This window comes from Flavobacterium psychrotolerans, from assembly GCF_003097635.1.
In the GTDB taxonomy this organism is placed as follows: Bacteria; Bacteroidota; Bacteroidia; order Flavobacteriales; family Flavobacteriaceae; genus Flavobacterium; species Flavobacterium psychrotolerans.
The window spans coordinates 404,649-423,319 of record NZ_QCZI01000001.1 but is presented as its reverse complement, the minus strand read 5'-3'; the positions used below and the strand labels follow the sequence as shown (position 1 = coordinate 423,319).

The window sequence follows — 18,671 nt, the reverse complement described above, 5'->3', positions numbered from 1 at the left end:
AATACATCAATAAATTCATATTTGACAGGCCAATAAACAATATTAAAAATCAAACAATTTAATTACACCCAACGGGTAATCTTAATATAAAATGACTTTTTGTATCATAACTCATGTTCCTCACGGACTAAAAGAAAATCAATTTTTTGCTTACGCACCTTATGTTCGTGAGATGAATATTTGGTTGAAATATGTTGATGAAGTTATTCTTGTCGCTTCCTTAGAAAAAGGAGATGATTCAGCGATACACCTCAATTACGAGCACAAAAACATACAATTTGTTTCCATTCCCAAAATGGATTTATTGGGGCTTAAGGCAATTTTAAGGTCAGTTTGGTATACACCAAAAACATGTTGGAACATCTATAATGCAATGAAAAATGCAGATCACATCCATTTGCGATGCCCAGGAAATATAGGGTTGTTAGGATGTTTCATCCAAATTTTATTCCCTAGAAAAGCTAAAACGGCTAAATACGCAGGGAATTGGGATCCGAATTCTGCACAACCTTTTAGCTATCGCATTCAAAAATGGATTTTAAACAATACTCTACTTACAAAAAATATGCAAGCCTTAGTTTACGGGGAATGGGAAGGTAGTTCTAAAAATATAAAGCCTTTTTTCACGGCAACTTACAGAGAGGAAGATAAGGTTGAGGTAGTTCCTAGAATATTAAATGACAGCATATATTTTTTGTATGTAGGAACCCTTTCCGAAGGGAAAAGGCCTTTGTATGCCATTCAGATCATTGAAAAATTAACGCAACTTGGATATAATGTTTCACTAGATTTTTTTGGTGAAGGGAAAGAAAAAGAAGTCCTGCAAAACTACTGTGACACAAATCAGTTGAATGCCGTTGTAGACTTTAAAGGAAATCAAACGGAAGCCGTGGTTCGAGAAGCGTATAAAGAGTGTCATTTTTTACTTTTGCCTTCAGAAAGTGAAGGCTGGCCCAAAGTGGTGGCCGAAGCCATGTTTTGGGGCTGTTATCCCATTACGACCAAAGTTTCCTGTTTGGGGTATATGCTGGATAATGGAAGTAGGGGATTGTTTTTAGAGATAAATTTGGACGCAGATGTAGAGCAGATCATAGCTGTTTTGAAAGATCAGGGAGATTATAATGCTAAAGTTCTAAAAAGTATTCTTTGGTCTAGAAAATATACCTTAGATTTGTTTGAAAATGAAATTAAAGGATTATTGAATTCATGAGGATAGTTCAAATTATTGATTCACTGGAAGTTGGTGGTGCAGAGCAAATGGCTGTCAATTACGCCAATGTACTTTCCAAAGAAATTACTTTTTCAGGATTGGTGTCAACAAGAAGCGAAGGGAATTTGAAAAGTAAAATTGACAAAGAGGTTGGTTATTTATTTTTGAATAAAAGAAACGCCATCGATTTAGTAGCCGTCTTTAATTTAAAATCCTATTGTAAAAAATATAAAATTGAATACATTCATGCACATGGAACCTCCTATTTTATTTCTTTTTTATTAAAGCTAGTTTATCCAAAAATCAAAATTATTTGGCATGACCATACTGGTGCTAGAAGTGATGAAAAGTTAAAACAAAATAAATTGTTATGGTTTTGTTCCTTTTTTTTTAACGGAATTATTGTTGTTGATCATACATTAGAAAAGTGGTGTTTGAATACTTTAAATTTTAAAAAAGTTTTATATCTGCCAAACTTTACATTGTTTAGCGATTCTGAAAGTGAAATCACCTTTTTAAAAGGTAAAGAAGGTAAAAGAATTTTATGTTTAGCAAACTTAAGATATCCAAAAAATCATAGTTTACTCTTAAAAGGAGCCATTAAAATAAAAAAAGAGTATCCTGATTGGACTTTTCATTTAGTTGGAAAAGATCTCCACGATGAATATTCTAAACAACTAAAAGAGACTATTAAAGCTAATGATCTTAATGAAACTGTATATATTTACGGTTTAAGAGATGATACGGCTCATATTATTAAACAAGCCACTGTTTGTGTTTTGACTTCTGTTTCCGAAGGATTACCTGTTGCATTATTGGAATATGGTTTAAATAAAAAGCCAGTTGTAGTTACTGATGTTGGTGAGATTCCATTGATTATACACGATGGTAAAAACGGTTTTATAGTTCCATCGGAAAATGAAGAGTTGTTTTATAAATCAGTAGTTGCATTAATTAAAAATTCTGATTTAAGATTCAAATTTGGGGAAGCACTTCATGAAACTGTGATGAAAAATAATTCAGAACAAGCAGTGCTCAAAGAATATTTAGAATGGTTAAAAAATATATAAGATGAAGGAATCAGAAAAAAGATACATATTCTTAATCCTTCTGCATGTAGTGCTTGGTTTGGCAATGTTTTACATTCCCTTCTTTCCCAAAATTTATGGATATTCCATTGTTTTGGGTGGGATTTTATTTGTTGTTAATTCACAAAACAAAAACAATGAGGTTTTGTATGCCTCAGCCTATATTGTGGGTAGTGAAGCAGTATTAAGGATGACAGGTGGCAATATTAATTACGAATTTTCGAAATACGGCATCGTTATTTTTATGTTAATTGGCATGTATCATAAAGGTATTTCAAAAGATGCAGCGGCCTACTGGATTTTTTTGCTATTGTTGATACCAGGAGTTTTTATAGCAACCTATTCGTTAAAATACACTGTTGATGTACAAAATAAAATATCTTTTAACACGTCAGGACCGCTCTGTCTAGCAATATGTTCCTTGTATACTTACACACGAAAAGTTACTTTTAAGCAAATAAATGAGATTTTGTTACTCGTGGGATTGCCTATAATAACAACAGTTGTATATCTAGCGCTTTATACACCAAGTGTTAGGGAGGTCCTTACCGGGACAGGTTCTAATTATCAAACTTCGGGAGGCTTTGGTCCAAATCAGGTGGCGACAATTTTAGGCTTGGGGATGTTCATATTTGTCTCTCGGTTAATTTTCTTTTCTGGGTCAAAAGAGCTTTTCGTAATTAATTTAATAATTGCATTTAATATTAGTTATAGGGGATTGATAACCTTTTCGCGTGGCGGAATGATGACCGGTTTTTTTATGATTATTATTATTATTATAGTCACTTATTTTAAGATTAATTCCAAAGGGAGGGTTAAGATGAATTATTTTTTGGTAATTATAGCTTTAGCCATGATTGGAATTTGGCTTTACACCTCTAACCAAACAGGTGGTTTGATTGAGAAACGGTATGCTAACGAAGATGCTTCAGGAAGAGTTAAAAAAGATAGGTTTACCGGAAGAGGAGAATTGGCGAGAGAAGAAATTATAACGTTTATCCAAAATCCGATTTTTGGTGTTGGAGTCGGAAAGGCATCAGATTTGCTACAAGAAAGGACAGGAGAGTCAGCACTTTCCCACAATGAGATCACCAGAATGTTAGCCGAGCATGGCGCATTTGGTGTTTTAGGGCTGATTATCCTTTTTGCAACGCCTTTGGTTTTATATATGGACAATAATAATAATGTTTACTTATTATGTTTTATATTATTCTGGATAATGACTATAAATCATGCGGCGATGCGTCTTGCTGCTCCTGCATTTATATATTCATTATCGCTTTTAAAAGTGGCATTTAATGAAGAAAAGTCCATCATGCATAGTGAATAAACTTTTGGTACACTTTTACTGTCCATGTAATATAGGTACTTTGGGATAATTCTAAGTACTAAAAATGCTATCAAAGTCCAATAATTATAAAAAATTGGGACTGAACACTTTAAATTTAGTATCACTATTTGATTGTGATTTAATATAAATACAAATGATACCAATATTTAGATAAAAATGTTTTTATTTTACTAAATTGCGAGCTCCAAAGATGAGTCAAATTTAAAATGGTTATCAATAAAAAAATACATTTCGAGATTTCGGAAAGAAAAATTCTTTTAAGGGTTTTTGACGTGCTTTCCGTTTTGTTTGCACTCTATTTTGTTGGTGAAATTTTTAATTTCAATTATTTTGACATTTCAGCAACAAATTATTATTGGACAATAGTTTTAGGAATTTACCTTAATGTGTTTGGAACCGTTTTTGAAATGTACAACCTTCAAGTGGCAAGCAATCAATATCAATCCATAAAAAGTGTCGTATTGACTTCGTCCACGACAGTGTTAATTTATCTTCTTACGCCAATTTACACGCCAGTATTGCCTAATAACAGAATACAAATTGTCTTTTTTTATATTGCTATCTATATTGCATTATTTACATGGCGTTTATTTTATGTCAGATTTCTGGCAACGCACCGATTTATGAAAAAAGTAATTCTCATTTGTGATAGGGATCAAGTGGAAGAATTAGTTAAAGGTCTTGAAAGCGTAGATCCACATTATAAGGTTATGGGTTATATTAATTCTGATAGCAATCAAAATGAAAAGATAGATAAAGATTATTTAGAAAATATTGCCATTGATGAGTTGGAACGATTTGTTGTTGAGAATTCAGTTTCAGAAGTGGTTATTGCATCCCAAAAAACGGATGGAATCACAGTTAACCTCTACAATCAACTCATTCATTTACTAGAAAACGGTTATATCATTAGGGAATATACCCAAGTTTATGAAAATATTACACAACGAATCCCGGTGCAATATGTGTCAAGGGATTTTTATCGCTATTTTCCTTTTAGCAGAAGCAACCAAAATCATTTATACTTGTTGTTTGTCCGGATTCTAGAAATATTGATTTCATTGTTAGGATTGTCTCTTGGGTTTGTTTTAAGTCCTTTAATTTTATTAGGAAACGCATTAGGCAATAGAGGGAAATTATTTTATACCCAAGATCGGATTGGGAAAAACGGTAAAACTTTCAAAATTTTAAAATTTAGGAGTATGGGCGCCAATGCGGAATCTGGCGGAGCCGTTTTTACCACAATTAATGATTCCAGAATTACCTCGTTTGGAAAATTTTTAAGGAAATCAAGAATTGATGAGTTTCCACAGTTCATCAATATTTTAAAAGGAGAAATGGCAGTTATTGGACCAAGACCAGAGCGACCAGTATTTGTTAATGAAATTGCGGAGTTAATGCCTTTTTATGAAACACGTCATGTTATTAAGCCGGGTTTGACAGGTTGGGCTCAAGTAAATTATTCCTATGGAGAAACGATTGACGACAGTTTGATAAAACTGCAATATGATTTGTATTACATTAAACACCGAAGTGTTTTTTTAGATATTGATATTATCTTCAAGACTTTTAGTACCATTTTGTTTTATAGAGGTCAATAGCTTTTAGATTGTATAGCGAATTTTGATAAAATCACACCTGAAACCAATATAAGGGGCAGCATCATAATGAAATCTACTTTTGTAACGATTACCACAAGATATACTGCTAATGATGCCATATTAAAGTAGGATAAGTTCACGATCCATTTATTTTTTTTCCTGATATTAGAATAGACTAACAACAACAAGCTCGGATTAAATAGCAAAATATTATAGTTTTGGGAAACTTCATGATGAAGCGAATAAAACCCCACGAGCGTTAAAAATACTCCCATACTTCCCAATATAGAAAAGTACACTAAATGAATGACTTTCCTATTCAAAACTAAAATTATCAAAAGCAAAAAACTAAAAAAATAAAAATTGTTCCAATAGGAAACGGGTACTTTTTCTGGGTTTTTTTTATTCAAAACCAACACTTCTTCAACGATAGGCTTGTTGTTGAATCTTGAAATCTTGAGATTGTCCATCAATTCCTTTGGAAGAAAAAGTTTTGTGGCTGGTGCATCGGTTTTTTTTCCGAAAATGATGTTGATTCCTAAGTTTTCAAAGAAGTGGTTGTCAAGATAGGAATACAAAACCGTTCTGTAACTTACATCTATATTCAATTTTTTTGTGACGACTGTACTTCCAAAAACAGCATTTACTTTATTCAAAACCATCGTCGTACAGTTTTTATCTATAAACTTGTAGGTATAAAATTTTTCGTCAGAATACAATGACGCATTTATTTCATCAAATAATCTTTGTTTTTGGTCTAATGAAATAAGGAGATTTTGTTCAAAAACGTCCCTGTTGTCATAAACATAGTCACTAATGAAATCCTGAAAGGAACTGGCTGATGCAAAATATTGCAAATCCCCTTTTACAAATTTCGGATAAAAATTAGGGGTGCCAAAATCAAAATTCCCATAATTATAGACCACATCGATTCCGTTTATGGAATCCAGCACCCGAATTGCGGTATGTCCGTAAATCGAATAGAGTTCTTCTCCACTTCCGCAAGTTAAAATGCTGACTTTTGACTTGTCAGAAAGTTTGTAGTATTGCGAGTAACTCGCTATAGAAGAAAAGAATAGTATGAAGAGAGAAGTCTTTTTGAGTACTGATCTAAGCATCTTTTTTATTGAAATTTATAGGTTTTAGAAGTGAATGCTTATTATCTAAAAATACTCAAATCCACCTTTGCCGAGAAAATATTTGAATACAAAGCCGCACTTTGATTTCCTAAATCGGTCAATGCATAGTCAATTTGGATGCCTTTGTATTTAAACCCCACTCCGATATTTGGTTGGAAACTTAATTTTCTTGTACTGTCCAATTGGGTTGTATTTTGGAAATTTCCAAATCCCGTTCTTAGAAATACCAAATCAGTATAGCCAAATTCAAATCCCAATGCAGGAGCCATACTAACAAAATTGGATGCAATTACATCATGGGTTCTGGCAAATTCCATATTCAAATTGGCACAAGCCAAAAGACTCATGTCGTTATGAAACTCGAATTTTTTTGACATTCCTAATTGAGCCTTAGGTAAAGTGATTTCGGTACTTTCCGGTAAATCTTGATTTTGTCCCGGAATGGCATTTTGAATTTTAGCATATTCCGATTCGTTAATATTCCAAATATTATATGTAGTCGTAATATCCCGAAGCATCAATCCAAATTTCCAATTGTTTCGTTCATATTGCAATCCAGCATCAATTCCGAAACCCCATGAATTGGCAAATTTACCGATGATTCTTCGAATAATTTTTGCGTTTACACCATAATGTAATCCAGTGATTTTTATTTTTCGGGCGTAGGAAAAAGTAAACCCATAATCGGCAGTAGAAAATTTACTGATTCTATTGTAGTCAATATTTCCTTGTGAATCAATTAATTCGGTGGTATTCAAGATATCATCAACACCAAACCTAATCATGGAAATTCCCCAAGCGCTTTCATCGTCTATCGGGGTTGCATAGGCAGCATAATCATATTGGGCAATATTGGCAAAATAACTGGCATGCATAATGGCAACTTGCTTGTCCTTAAGCAAAGTTATTCCCGCGGGATTCCAATAACCAGAATTCACGTCGTTTGTGCTTGCGGTAACGGCATTAGCCATTCCTAATGAGGCTGCATCTACCCCAATATTCATGAATTCATTGGAATATTTCCTAGCCACTTGAGCATTAGAAAAAGAGCTGATGATAAAAAGTGTAATTAAAAGAATTTTTCTCAAGGTGTTTAATTTTTACAAGGAAGTCTTTTTCTTTTTTCAACAAAAATATACTTTTTTACTGAGGTTGTTTCTTTCAGAAGCGAATAAAAGTCAAAAAGGAACAGTCAAATATAAAACTCCAATAAAAAACGTGCATCTCTTTAACTTATTGTATTAAATTTGTCAAATTGAATAGCTAAACACATATAAAATGAATATTAAAGCACAAATTCCAAACACGATAACCCTTTTGAACCTTTTCTGCGGATGTATTGCTTTAGTTTTTGTTTTTCATCGCCATTTTGAGATGGCTTTTACCTTTGTAAGTTTGGGTATTTTTCTTGATTTTTTTGATGGCTTTTTTGCCCGATTGTTTAAGGTTTCCAGCCCGTTGGGATTGCAATTGGATTCCCTTGCTGATATGATTACCAGCGGTATCGTTCCTGGTGCTGTAATGTACCAATTGATGCTTACCAATTTCACTTCTCAGGAAACCAGTTATTTGCAAATTTTTCCTTATTTGGGATTTATCATTGCTTTAGGTTCCTGTTATCGGTTGGCTAATTTTAATATTGATACCAGACAAACCGATTCTTTTATTGGCTTGCCAACGCCGGCCAATACTTTATTCATCATAAGTTTACCTTTGGTTTTGCAAAATACCGACTCTTTGTTTGTCATTGAAGCCTTGACGAATCAATGGTTTTTGTTACTAATCACCTTGTTTAGTGGGTACATTTTGAATGCCGAAATCCCGTTGTTTTCTTTGAAAATTAAAAAATTCAATTTTTCGGACAATACCATTCAAGTTGTGTTTCTGTCGCTTTCTATTTTGATGTTGTTTTTCTTCCAATTTCTTGCCATTCCCTTGGTGATTGTGACCTACGTTTTCCTTTCGGTCCTTAATAATAAATTTCTGAAAAAGTAGTTCTATTTGGAATGAGAAAACCCGTTACTAGGAAAACCCCTGTAAAAAGGAAACCCTCTGTTAAAAAGAAGCCTGCTTTCTGGAAGGGGAGAGGAAGTCTGGTATTGACTGTTTTTTGCGTGCTATTATTGGTGGGTACAATTTATCACTACAGGGAGGGGTTGGCCTATTATTTGGGTTTCAAATCCCATAAAGTGGCTGCGCATAGTGGGGAAGAAGACAAACGATTTTCGGATGTTCGTAATTTTCAACTTTTAAGCAAATATGAAGATAAAGTTGCCGGTCTTGATGTTTCCCAATACCAAGGGGAAATTAATTGGGAGCAAGTCCATACTTTAGAGAATACTTTTCCCATAGGATTTGTTTTTATTCGGGCCACAGCCGGAACAGACAAAGTCGATTTGCAATTTGAAAAAAATTGGGTAGGAACCAAAAACAATAAAATCATTCGTGGCGCCTATCACTATTATCGTCCCAATGAAAATTCATTAGAACAAGCCACTCTTTTTATTCAAAACGTGCACCTGCAAAAAGGAGATTTACCGCCAGTTTTGGATATTGAAAAGTTGCCAAAAAATCAATCGATCGATAGTTTGAAAGTGGGCTTGAAACGTTGGTTGGAAAAAATAGATGCCCATTATAACGTAAGACCTATTATTTATACCAGCAGCACCTATTATGATGATTTTCTAAAAGAAGAATTTAGCGACTACACGTTCTGGATTGCCAATTATAATTTTTTTGTGGAAGACATTAAGGTTGACTGGCTCTTTTGGCAATTTACAGAAAAATCCACCGTTTCCGGAATTAAGGGCAATGTAGATGTTACCATTTATAACGGAACGCCCAAGATGTTGGGGTATTTGACAATTAATTAGGCTTAGTATTTTTTAGTTGGACCATACAAAACCAACAGAATTACAAAAATTAAAAATAAAATCAAGCCAATTACTGATTTTGTATTCGCAAAATTGATTGTGAATCCCATCCATTTGATTCTCTTTGGAGGAAAGAAAGATCCGTTTGTCTTTTTTGTTGTAATAGAATTGTCCAAACTTCCAATTTTTCGGGTCTTTATGCCATTTTTCGAGTGTTTCTTGATTTGGATTTTCCATAGGAATGAGTTGTGTTTTATCTGGGGTATTAAAACTCCAGTTTTTTCTTTCTCAACTCAAAATTCTGACCCAGATATACTCTTCGTACCATTTCGTCTTCCACTAATTCTTCCGGAATTCCGGCTTTCAGGATTCCTCCTTCAAACATCAAATAGGTTTTGTCGGTAATTGCAAGCGTTTCCTGGACGTTGTGGTCGGTAATTAGGATACCAATATTTTTATTTTTTAACTGAGCCACAATGCGTTGGATGTCTTCTACAGCAACAGGGTCAACTCCTGCAAAAGGTTCGTCTAGTAGTATGAATTTCGGGTCAGTTGCCAAACAACGCGCAATTTCAGTACGACGACGTTCCCCACCAGAAAGCAGATCACCCCGATTGGTACGAATGTGTTGCAAACCAAATTCATCAATCAACGATTCCATTTTGGTAATTTGTTCCGCCTTGGTGTATTTGGTCAATTGCAATACACTCAGGATATTATCCTCAATACTCAATTTTCTGAACACAGATGCTTCCTGGGCTAAATAACCAATTCCTTGTTGGGCTCTTTTGTACATGGGGAAATTGGTAATGTCCATGTCATCCAGATAAATATTCCCCGCATTGGGTTTTACCAATCCTACAATCATATAAAATGAAGTTGTTTTTCCGGCGCCATTTGGACCTAAAAGACCTACGATTTCACCTTGATTCACTTCTACTGAAATACCTTTTACAACGCTTCTGCCTTTATATGTTTTTACTAAATTTTCTGCTCTTAAAATCATATTTAGATTAATGGTTTATTGGGTTTTAACAAATAAACGAAATTTGAAATGCACGACCAATAGTTTAACAATTGATTAATTATTTTTGAGTTTCTAAAGCTTCCCAAAATTCATAGGCTCTGCGCAAATGAGGTATCACGATAGTTCCTCCAACAAGGGTCGCAATTCCCATGGCTTCCATCATTTCTTCTTTAGAAATCCCTTCTTTATAACAATTTTCCAAATGGTATTTTACACAGTCATCACATCTTAAAACGGCGGAAGCGACCAAGCCTAAAAGCTCTTTCGTTTTTACGTCAAGAGCTCCCTCTGCGTAGGCATTCGTATCAAGATTGAAAATTCGTTTTACTATTTTGTTGTTATCTGCCAATAATTTTGCGTTCATTTTAGAACGATACTCATTGAATTCTTTTACTGGATTAGCCATTTTTTTCTTTTTTATTTACCAGCACAGCGATTAAAATGCTTATTTCATACAGTAATAACAATGGGATGGAAACGATAATTTGACTTAAAATGTCGGGAGGGGTAATTATAGCAGCTACAATTAAAATAATTACGACGGAATATCTTCGGTATTGTCTCAACGTTTGCGCAGTTACAAGACCTATTTTAGTAAGGAAATAAATAATTATGGGCAACTCAAAAATTAATCCGCATGAAATTACTGATGTTTTAACCATGCCCATATAATTGTCTACATTGAATTCGTTTTTGATAACACTACTCACATTAAAACCTCCGAAAAAGTTCACCGATAGCGGAAGAATCAAATAGTATCCAAATAAAACACCCAGAAAAAAGAGTGTGGAAGCCGACAGAATAAACCAAACCGCATTTTTCTTTTCTTTTTCATACAGCGCGGGACTGATAAATTTCCAGATTTCCCATAAAATATAAGGAAATCCCAGGATAAAACCGGCAGTTATGCACGTCCATATAAAAATGGAAAATTGTCCGCCCATTTCCGTACTCTGAATGATGAATGGCATTTCCTTTATGCACATGCCACCATCATTCGACCCAAGATATGTTGTTAGTTCACAAAATAATTTATACGTAATGAAATTGGTATGTATTGGGGCGAATATGATTTCTTCAAATATATAATCGATAATAAAATACGACAAACAAGAAATTATTAAAACACCAATTGTAATCCGAATCAACAGCCATCTTAAATCTTCAAGATGATCGAGAAACGACATTTCCTTTAATTCTTTTTTTGCCATTATAGTATTCCTTCTTTTAAAATGTCATGTAAATGCAGTACTCCTTTGTAGTCTCCATTATCAACAACAACGAGTTGAGTGATAGAAAAATCTTCCATAATATTAAATGCATCAATAACCATATCCGTTGATTGTATCATTTTTGGATTTTTTGTCATAATGTCCTTAGCGGTTAAATCGGCAAAGGAATCCCTGTCGGTAAGCATTCTCCTAATATCACCATCAGTGATAATTCCGATGACTTTATTATTGTCTAATACGGCCGTAACCCCCAGACGTTTTTCTGAAATTTCGAAAATCACTTTTTTTATGGATGCATCCGGAGTGACCATTGGTTTTAAAGAATTCTCCAGCATGTCTTTTACTCGAAGCAATAACTTTTTTCCTAATGCTCCACCAGGATGAAATTTCGCGAAATCTTCAGCTTTGAAGTTTCTCATCTCCATCAGACAAACTGCAATGGCATCACCCATGACTAATTGTGCCGTGGTGCTGTTAGTTGGCGCAAGATTATTCGGACAGGATTCGGAATCTACCGTAGTATTTAAAACATAATCAGAACCTTTAGCCAAAAAAGAAGTCATGTTCCCGGTAATAGCAATTAATAGGTTGCCAAAACGTTTCAAAAGGGGCACTAAAACTTTTATTTCGGGGCTGTTGCCACTTTTTGAAATGCAAATCACCACATCCTCGTTTTGAACCATTCCTAAATCACCATGAATCGCTTCTGAGGCGTGAAGAAACATGGAGGGAGTTCCAGTAGAATTCATTGTTGCCACAATCTTTTGGGCAATAATGGCGCTTTTTCCTATACCTGTCACAATCAATCTTCCCTTGCAATTATAGATGGTTTGGGTGGCTCCAATGAAGCTTTCGTCTAGGAAATCAGTTAGTTTTGCAATTGCGTCACTTTCAGATAAAATAGTTTTTTTGGCCGAAGCCAATATATTTTCATTATTTATCAAGACAGAAATGTTATAAAATTTGTAAGTATAAAAGAAAGTTGTATCTTTATAAATGCAAATTTATACAAAATACCACTAATAAAGAATGAATTTAAACGAAATTGACATACACAAGGAACTAAAAAAATATTTTGGCTTCAGCCAATTTAAAGGATTACAAGAACAGGTTATAAAAAGCATATTGTCCAAGCAGAACACTTTCGTGATTATGCCAACAGGAGGAGGAAAGTCGTTATGTTACCAATTGCCAGCCTTAGTTCAGCACGGAACGGCCATTGTGGTTTCGCCACTAATCGCTTTGATGAAAAATCAAGTAGATGCCATTCGAAGTTTGTCTTCAGAAAACGGCATTGCTCATGTGCTTAATTCCTCACTTACAAAAACTGAAATTGCCCAGGTTAAAAAGGATATTACCTCAGGGTTAACTAAACTTCTATATGTTGCGCCAGAATCTTTGACCAAAGAGGAATACCTTAACTTTCTTCAAAATGTCCCTATATCATTTGTCGCTATTGATGAAGCGCATTGTATTTCAGAATGGGGGCACGATTTTAGACCTGAGTACAGAAACCTGAGAAACATCATCAAGCTTTTGGGGGATGTCCCCGTTATTGGTCTTACAGCAACGGCAACACCCAAGGTGCAAGAGGATATTTTAAAAAATTTGGACATGTCAGATGCAACAACTTTTAAAGCATCATTTAACAGGCCCAATTTATATTATGAGGTACGTACAAAAACTACAAATATTGAATCTGATATCATTCGTTTTATTAAATTGCATAAAGGGAAATCGGGAATTATTTATTGTTTGAGCCGTAAAAAAGTGGAGGCCATTGCCGAAGTTTTGCAAGTAAACGGAATCAGTGCGGTGCCTTATCATGCCGGTTTGGATGCTAAAACTAGAGCAAAGCACCAAGACATGTTTCTTATGGAAGATGTGGACGTAGTGGTGGCTACGATTGCCTTTGGTATGGGGATTGACAAACCGGACGTTCGTTTTGTAATTCACCATGACATTCCAAAATCATTAGAAAGTTATTATCAGGAAACCGGTCGTGGAGGTCGTGATGGAGGCGAAGGGCATTGCTTGGCCTATTATTCCTATAAAGATGTAGAAAAATTAGAAAAATTCTTGTCTGGAAAACCTGTAGCAGAACAAGAAATTGGTTTTGCCTTATTGCAGGAGGTAGTGGCTTATGCGGAAACGTCTATGTCCAGAAGAAAATTCCTATTGCATTATTTTGGAGAAGAATTTAACAGCGAAACGGGTGATGGCGCCGATATGGATGACAATGTCCGCAACCCAAAAACGAAGGTAGAAGCCCAGAAGCAGGTAGTGAAATTGTTGCAAACCGTTCAGGATACTAAATATTTATACAAGTCAAAAGAAGTAATTTATACTTTAATTGGTCGTGTAAATGCGATGATTAAAGCTTACAGAACTGATACCCAGCCTTTCTTTGGGACGGGTAAAGATTTTGAAGAACGCTATTGGATGGCTTTAATTCGTCAGGTTTTGGTCGATGGATTGTTGTCAAAAGATATTGAAACCTATGGCATCATAAAAGTTACCCCAAAAGGATTGGATTACATGAAAAATCCTGTTTCATTCCTAATGTCCGAAGACCATGAGTACAATGAAACCGAGGACGAAGCTATAGTAACGGCATCAAAATCGAGTGGGACGGCTGATGAGACTTTGATGAAGATGCTACGTGATTTGCGTAAAAAAGTGGCTAAAAAACTGAGCGTTCCGCCATTTGTGGTTTTTCAAGACCCTTCACTCGAAGACATGGCTCTGAAATATCCCATTTCTTTAAATGAGTTGGGCAACATTCATGGTGTTGGAGAAGGGAAAGCTAAAAAATATGGGAAGGAATTTGTGGAATTAATTGGTCGTTATGTAGATGAAAATGACATCATTCGTCCCGATGACTTGGTAGTTAAATCAACTGGTGCCAATTCTGCCAATAAATTATACATCATTCAAAATATCGACAGAAAATTATCACTACAGGATATCGCTTCTGCTAAAGGGATGAATATGGACGCTTTGATCAAAGAAATGGAGCAGATTGTGTATTCTGGAACCAAATTAAATATCAAATATTGGATCGATGACATGCTGGATGATGACCAACAAGAAGAGATTTATGACTATTTTATGGAATCGGAGTCTGACGATATTGAACAGGCACTCAAAGAATTTGACGGGGATTACGACATTGACGAATTGCGCTTCATGCGAATCAAATTTATCAGTGAAGTGGCTAATTAGGGCAAAGTTTGAAAGCCAAAAGTTTTAGGGGAATCTATTTTGACTTTTAAACTACATACAACTCCCCTCGATGAGGTTTCAAAGCATCCCGAACCGCAATCATGTTTTCATCGGTTACGACCATAAAGGCAATGGCGTGCATTTCGTCATATATTTTAAAACCAGTTATATTTAAAGGTAATTTTTCTGAAATAATATATTCTTTCAAATGGATTTCGTGGTGTTCTGCCGTTTTTGCGGAAGCTGGACCTCGAAAATCCCATATTAATTTTATTTTTCTCATCTTTATTTTTAAGCGACAAAATTACAACGTTTATTTCACGAAAGACAAACTTCCAAATCCACTTCAAATTACTATTTTTGCCTTTTGAAAAAGTTATTCGATTAACCGATTAGCCATATCAACGAATCAACGAAAAAATGCCTAAAGAACTTCTCCTTCAAGTATCGCCCGAAATTGCTTCAAACGAATTATTGCTCCAAGACTATTTGTCCAAACAAATGAAGGTTTCCGCAAGGGAAATTAAACAGGTCACCATTCTCAAACGATCCATTGATGCACGCCAAAAAGCCATAAAAATCAATTTAAAAGTGTTGGTTTATTTTCAGGACGATGAATTTGTTGAAAATAAAATCCAATTACCCGATTATAAAAATGTTTCCTCTGCCCAAGAAGTAATTATAGTTGGTGCTGGCCCAGCCGGACTTTTTGCCGCTTTGCAATTAATTGAATTGGGCTTAAAGCCAATAGTCATTGAGCGGGGTAAAGACGTTCGTGGTCGTAGACGGGATTTGAAAGCCATCAATGTGAATCATGTCGTGAATGAAGATTCCAATTATTGTTTTGGTGAAGGCGGTGCGGGGACTTATTCCGACGGGAAATTATATACCCGTTCCAAAAAACGGGGCGATGTGACCCGTATTCTGGAATTATTGGTCGCTTTCGGTGCTTCGCCTGACATTTTAATTGAAGCGCATCCGCACATTGGAACCAATAAATTGCCGGAGATTATTCAGGATATTCGGGAAAAAATCATAGAAATGGGCGGAAAAGTTCTTTTTGAAACACGCCTGACCGATATCATCATTAAAAATAACGAAGTACAAGGAGTCGTGACCCAAAACGGAGATACGATTTCCGCTTCAAAAATCATTCTTGCCACAGGACATTCTGCCCGGGATATTTTTGAATTACTCGACAGAAAGAAAGTGTTTATCGAAGCCAAACCTTTTGCCTTGGGCGTAAGAGCCGAACATCCACAATCCTTAATAGACAGCATCCAGTACAGTTGTGACTATCGTGGGGAACATTTACCTCCCGCACCATATTCCATTGTGAAACAAGTGGGAGGCAGGGGGATGTATTCATTTTGTATGTGTCCAGGTGGGGTAATTGCCCCTTGTGCAACAAGTCCCGGGGAAGTGGTTACGAATGGCTGGTCGCCTTCAAAACGAGACCAAGCGACCGCCAACTCCGGAATAGTTATCGAATTAAAACTGGAAGATTTTAAACCCTTTGCTAAATTTGGAGCTTTAGCGGGCATGGAATTTCAGAAAAGTATCGAGCAAAAAGCATGGCATTTGGCAGGGGACACCCAAAAAGTTCCAGCCCAACGTATGATTGATTTTACGCAGCATAAAATTTCTTCGGAAATCCCTAAAACGTCCTATGTTCCCGGGACGACCTCCGTAGAAATGGGACAGGTATTTCCGGGTTTTTTAACTCAAATATTAAGGGAGGGTTTTTCTGAATTTGGAAAATCCATGCGTGGGTATTTGACCAATGAGGCCATATTGCACGCCCCGGAATCGAGAACATCTTCCCCTGTACGCATCCCCAGAAATCCAGAAACCTTAGAGCATGTGCAAATAAAGGGGCTCTATCCCTGCGGTGAAGGTGCTGGTTATGCAGGAGGAATCATATCGGCAGCCATTGATGGGGAGAAATGTGCACTAATGATTGGAAAATGTTTGTTAAAAAAATAGTTTATGGGTATGAAATTGCTGTAGTTTTAGAAAAATCAGGTAAATCGATTTGCGTGTAATTATCATTAAAATCCATAATAACTGATTATAATACAATAAACACCTTAATTAGTTAAAATAATTGCGACATTAATAATTTTTATTTAAATGTTATGCAATGCGCAAAACGATAATATATTGTTAGATGAAATAGTTGTATTTTTATCAAAAATTTTTAAAAATGAATTTAATACCAGAAGAGTTTCAAATTAGCTCACTAATTATTCAAGATACTTATTTAGTTAATGGTGAATTAAAAAAATGGACAGGACAAACCACACCTGTATTTTCCACCATTTCTTCAACAGAAAAATACGAACCTACGCTATTGGGCTCCATTCCTTTTATGGGAGAAACGGAAGCTTTGGAAGCCGTTGAAGCCGCTGACGTAGCCTTTAATAACGGACAAGGTTTGTGGCCCACCATGAAAGTAGTTGATCGCATTAAGTGTATGGAGAAATTTGTAACGCAAATGAAAAATACACGCAGTGAAGTGGTTAAACTTTTGATGTGGGAAATTGGCAAAACACTCGGGGATTCGGAAAAGGAATTTGACAGAACGGTAGAATATATTTACGATACCATCGAAAGTTATAAGGAATTAAATGCCCGTAGCGCTCATTTTTCTAAAGTTCAAGGAATCAATGCCATGGTTCGTAGAGGTCCTTTGGGTGTTGTATTGTGTCTTGGGCCCTATAATTATCCGTTGAACGAAACTTTCTCTTTGCTGATCCCGGCATTGATTATGGGGAATCCAGTAATATTCAAACCTGCTAAACATGGTGTTTTGTTAATTTCACCCTTGTTAGAAGCTTTTAGAAGCAGTTTCCCGAAAGGCGTGATCAATATTTTGTATGGTAGAGGCCGAGAAGTTGCTTCTCCAGTGATGAAATCCGGAAAGGTGGATATATTAGCTTTGATAGGAAACAGTAAATCGGCTATTGCCTTGCAAGATCAGCATCCCAATAAAAACAGGTTGCGATTGGTATTGGGTTTAGAAGCTAAAAATCCTGCCATCATTTTACCTGATGCTGATTTAGATTTGGCTATTCAAGAATGTATTGCCGGGTCTTTGTCTTTCAACGGTCAGCGTTGTACCGCTTTGAAAATACTTTACGTACATGAATCAATTGTGGAAGAATTCAACAAACGATTTGCCAGTAAAGTTGATGCCTTGAATTTTGGGAATCCATGGGAGAAAGGAGTTTCTTTGACGCCACTACCCGAAAAAGAAAAGCCAGCATATATCCAAGGATTAATAGATGATGCCACGAGCAAAGGGGCAAAGGTAATCAATGCAAAAGGCGGACAGCATTCTGCTAATTATATCTTCCCGGCCGTTTTGTTTCCTATAAACAAGGAAATGCGTGTGTACCATGAAGAACAGTTTGGTCCCGTGGTTCCGGTAATCACTTTTAAGGATATTCAAGAGCCTTTGAACGATATGGCCGAGTCCAATTACGGACAACAAGTAAGCTTGTTTGGTAAGGATATCAAAACCATTGCGCCACTTATTGATACTCTGGTAAATCTAGTGTCTCGTGTAAATTTAAACAGTTCTTGCCAAAGAGGGCCGGACGTTTTTCCTTTTACCGGAAGAAAAGATTCTGCTGTGGGAACTTTGAGTATTCATGATGCTTTGCGTTCCTTCTCCATCCGAACTTTTGTTGCCTCAAAAGACAACGATTACAATAATGAGATTTTGCAGGCTTTGTTAAATAGCAAAGAATCGAATTTTATTAATACCGACTATATTTTGTAGCAGATTTTTTTGATTTAAATTGAACCGTCATATTTTTAATATGACGGTTTTTTTTATGTAAATTAGTTTTGGAATTGTAAAATGCCATGAAAACGGGGTGAATTAGGATATAAGAAAAGACAGTTTTTTATTCTGTTT

Annotated in this window: 17 protein-coding genes; 9 read left to right on the top strand and 8 right to left on the bottom strand. The window is 35.6% G+C overall.

Going from position 1 to position 18,671, the window contains the following annotated elements; genetic code table 11:
* Positions 1-91 precede the first annotated feature (91 nt).
* The 4 genes from DB895_RS01890 to DB895_RS01875 all read left to right on the top strand — a co-directional run bounded on the left by DB895_RS01890 (position 92) and on the right by DB895_RS01875 (position 5,250).
* Positions 92-1,210, top strand: a complete 1,119-nt coding sequence (locus DB895_RS01890; protein WP_116723635.1) for a glycosyltransferase family 4 protein — start codon at positions 92-94, stop codon at positions 1,208-1,210.
* On the top strand, positions 1,207-2,280 hold the full coding sequence (locus tag DB895_RS01885; protein ID WP_116723634.1) for a glycosyltransferase: 1,074 nt from the start codon (positions 1,207-1,209) through the stop codon (positions 2,278-2,280). Before DB895_RS01890 ends, DB895_RS01885 begins: the two co-directional genes overlap by 4 nt.
* 1 nt (position 2,281) lies before the next feature.
* Entirely contained in the window at positions 2,282-3,628 is a 1,347-nt protein-coding gene (locus DB895_RS01880) for an O-antigen ligase family protein (RefSeq protein WP_116723633.1), read from the top strand.
* 227 nt (positions 3,629-3,855) lie between these two features.
* A complete protein-coding gene (locus DB895_RS01875) occupies positions 3,856-5,250 on the top strand; it encodes an exopolysaccharide biosynthesis polyprenyl glycosylphosphotransferase (protein ID WP_116723632.1) in 1,395 nt (464 codons plus the stop codon).
* On the opposite strand, the gene DB895_RS01870 is transcribed toward DB895_RS01875, so the two are convergent.
* Positions 5,244-6,368 carry a lipoprotein N-acyltransferase Lnb domain-containing protein gene (locus tag DB895_RS01870; RefSeq protein WP_116723631.1) on the bottom strand — a complete coding sequence of 375 codons (1,125 nt, stop codon included), beginning with the start codon at positions 6,366-6,368 and terminating at the stop codon, positions 5,244-5,246. The genes DB895_RS01875 and DB895_RS01870 overlap by 7 nt on opposite strands.
* A gap of 41 nt (positions 6,369-6,409) precedes the next feature.
* Positions 6,410-7,477 (bottom strand): putative type IX sorting system protein PorV2, encoded by a 1,068-nt coding sequence (locus tag DB895_RS01865; RefSeq protein WP_449404185.1) that lies wholly within the window; start codon positions 7,475-7,477, stop codon positions 6,410-6,412.
* Between the two features lie 190 nt (positions 7,478-7,667).
* Here DB895_RS01865 and DB895_RS01860 point away from each other — a divergent pair, with 190 nt between their 5' ends.
* Positions 7,668-8,384 carry a CDP-alcohol phosphatidyltransferase family protein gene (locus tag DB895_RS01860; protein ID WP_116723630.1) on the top strand — a complete coding sequence of 239 codons (717 nt, stop codon included), beginning with the start codon at positions 7,668-7,670 and terminating at the stop codon, positions 8,382-8,384.
* Between the two features lie 11 nt (positions 8,385-8,395).
* Positions 8,396-9,262: a GH25 family lysozyme gene (locus DB895_RS01855; protein WP_116723629.1), complete on the top strand. Its 867-nt coding sequence runs from the start codon at positions 8,396-8,398 to the stop codon at positions 9,260-9,262.
* 2 nt (positions 9,263-9,264) lie between these two features.
* Here DB895_RS01855 and DB895_RS01850 read toward each other — a convergent pair whose 3' ends face one another.
* The 5 genes from DB895_RS01850 to DB895_RS01830 all read right to left on the bottom strand — a co-directional run bounded on the left by DB895_RS01850 (position 9,265) and on the right by DB895_RS01830 (position 12,465).
* Positions 9,265-9,438: a DUF5808 domain-containing protein gene (locus tag DB895_RS01850; protein WP_243694611.1), complete on the bottom strand. Its 174-nt coding sequence runs from the start codon at positions 9,436-9,438 to the stop codon at positions 9,265-9,267.
* Between the two features lie 89 nt (positions 9,439-9,527).
* Positions 9,528-10,268, bottom strand: a complete 741-nt coding sequence (gene lptB / locus DB895_RS01845) for an LPS export ABC transporter ATP-binding protein (RefSeq protein WP_116723628.1) — start codon at positions 10,266-10,268, stop codon at positions 9,528-9,530.
* Positions 10,269-10,347: 79 nt separating this feature from the next.
* On the bottom strand, positions 10,348-10,695 hold the full coding sequence (locus tag DB895_RS01840; RefSeq protein WP_116723627.1) for a carboxymuconolactone decarboxylase family protein: 348 nt from the start codon (positions 10,693-10,695) through the stop codon (positions 10,348-10,350).
* Entirely contained in the window at positions 10,688-11,500 is an 813-nt protein-coding gene (gene tatC / locus DB895_RS01835) for a twin-arginine translocase subunit TatC (RefSeq protein WP_116723626.1), read from the bottom strand. Before tatC ends, DB895_RS01840 begins: the two co-directional genes overlap by 8 nt.
* On the bottom strand, positions 11,500-12,465 hold the full coding sequence (locus tag DB895_RS01830) for a KpsF/GutQ family sugar-phosphate isomerase (protein WP_166426917.1): 966 nt from the start codon (positions 12,463-12,465) through the stop codon (positions 11,500-11,502). The genes tatC and DB895_RS01830 overlap by 1 nt, the downstream gene beginning before the upstream one ends.
* Positions 12,466-12,550: 85 nt before the next feature.
* Between DB895_RS01830 and recQ the strand changes: the two genes are divergently transcribed.
* Positions 12,551-14,746: a DNA helicase RecQ gene (gene recQ / locus DB895_RS01825; RefSeq protein ID WP_116723625.1), complete on the top strand. Its 2,196-nt coding sequence runs from the start codon at positions 12,551-12,553 to the stop codon at positions 14,744-14,746.
* Between the two features lie 46 nt (positions 14,747-14,792).
* Here the strand turns inward: recQ and DB895_RS01820 are convergent, their stop codons facing one another.
* Positions 14,793-15,029, bottom strand: a complete 237-nt coding sequence (locus DB895_RS01820; protein ID WP_116723624.1) for a hypothetical protein — start codon at positions 15,027-15,029, stop codon at positions 14,793-14,795.
* A 137-nt stretch (positions 15,030-15,166) separates the two neighbouring features.
* Between DB895_RS01820 and DB895_RS01815 the strand changes: the two genes are divergently transcribed.
* Both DB895_RS01815 and DB895_RS01810 read left to right on the top strand, forming a co-directional pair.
* A complete protein-coding gene (locus DB895_RS01815) occupies positions 15,167-16,732 on the top strand; it encodes an NAD(P)/FAD-dependent oxidoreductase (protein WP_116723623.1) in 1,566 nt (521 codons plus the stop codon).
* Between the two features lie 220 nt (positions 16,733-16,952).
* Positions 16,953-18,533, top strand: coding sequence for an NADP-dependent glyceraldehyde-3-phosphate dehydrogenase (locus DB895_RS01810; protein ID WP_116723622.1), 1,581 nt, complete (start codon positions 16,953-16,955; stop codon positions 18,531-18,533).
* The last annotated feature ends 138 nt before the right edge of the window (positions 18,534-18,671 follow it).

Excerpts from the sequence above, each read along its gene's own strand:
- DB895_RS01890 (WP_116723635.1), top strand. The coding sequence starts at position 92 with ATGACTTTTTGTATCATAACTCATGTTCCTCACGGACTAAAAGAAAAT.
- DB895_RS01885 (WP_116723634.1), top strand. The coding sequence starts at position 1,207 with ATGAGGATAGTTCAAATTATTGATTCACTGGAAGTTGGTGGTGCAGAG.
- DB895_RS01880 (WP_116723633.1), top strand. The coding sequence starts at position 2,282 with ATGAAGGAATCAGAAAAAAGATACATATTCTTAATCCTTCTGCATGTA.
- DB895_RS01875 (WP_116723632.1), top strand. The coding sequence starts at position 3,856 with ATGGTTATCAATAAAAAAATACATTTCGAGATTTCGGAAAGAAAAATT.
- DB895_RS01870 (WP_116723631.1), bottom strand. The coding sequence starts at position 6,368 with ATGCTTAGATCAGTACTCAAAAAGACTTCTCTCTTCATACTATTCTTT.
- DB895_RS01860 (WP_116723630.1), top strand. The coding sequence starts at position 7,668 with ATGAATATTAAAGCACAAATTCCAAACACGATAACCCTTTTGAACCTT.
- DB895_RS01855 (WP_116723629.1), top strand. The coding sequence starts at position 8,396 with ATGAGAAAACCCGTTACTAGGAAAACCCCTGTAAAAAGGAAACCCTCT.
- lptB (WP_116723628.1), bottom strand. The coding sequence starts at position 10,268 with ATGATTTTAAGAGCAGAAAATTTAGTAAAAACATATAAAGGCAGAAGC.
- DB895_RS01840 (WP_116723627.1), bottom strand. The coding sequence starts at position 10,695 with ATGGCTAATCCAGTAAAAGAATTCAATGAGTATCGTTCTAAAATGAAC.
- tatC (WP_116723626.1), bottom strand. The coding sequence starts at position 11,500 with ATGGCAAAAAAAGAATTAAAGGAAATGTCGTTTCTCGATCATCTTGAA.
- recQ (WP_116723625.1), top strand. The coding sequence starts at position 12,551 with ATGAATTTAAACGAAATTGACATACACAAGGAACTAAAAAAATATTTT.
- DB895_RS01820 (WP_116723624.1), bottom strand. The coding sequence starts at position 15,029 with ATGAGAAAAATAAAATTAATATGGGATTTTCGAGGTCCAGCTTCCGCA.
- DB895_RS01815 (WP_116723623.1), top strand. The coding sequence starts at position 15,167 with ATGCCTAAAGAACTTCTCCTTCAAGTATCGCCCGAAATTGCTTCAAAC.
- DB895_RS01810 (WP_116723622.1), top strand. The coding sequence starts at position 16,953 with ATGAATTTAATACCAGAAGAGTTTCAAATTAGCTCACTAATTATTCAA.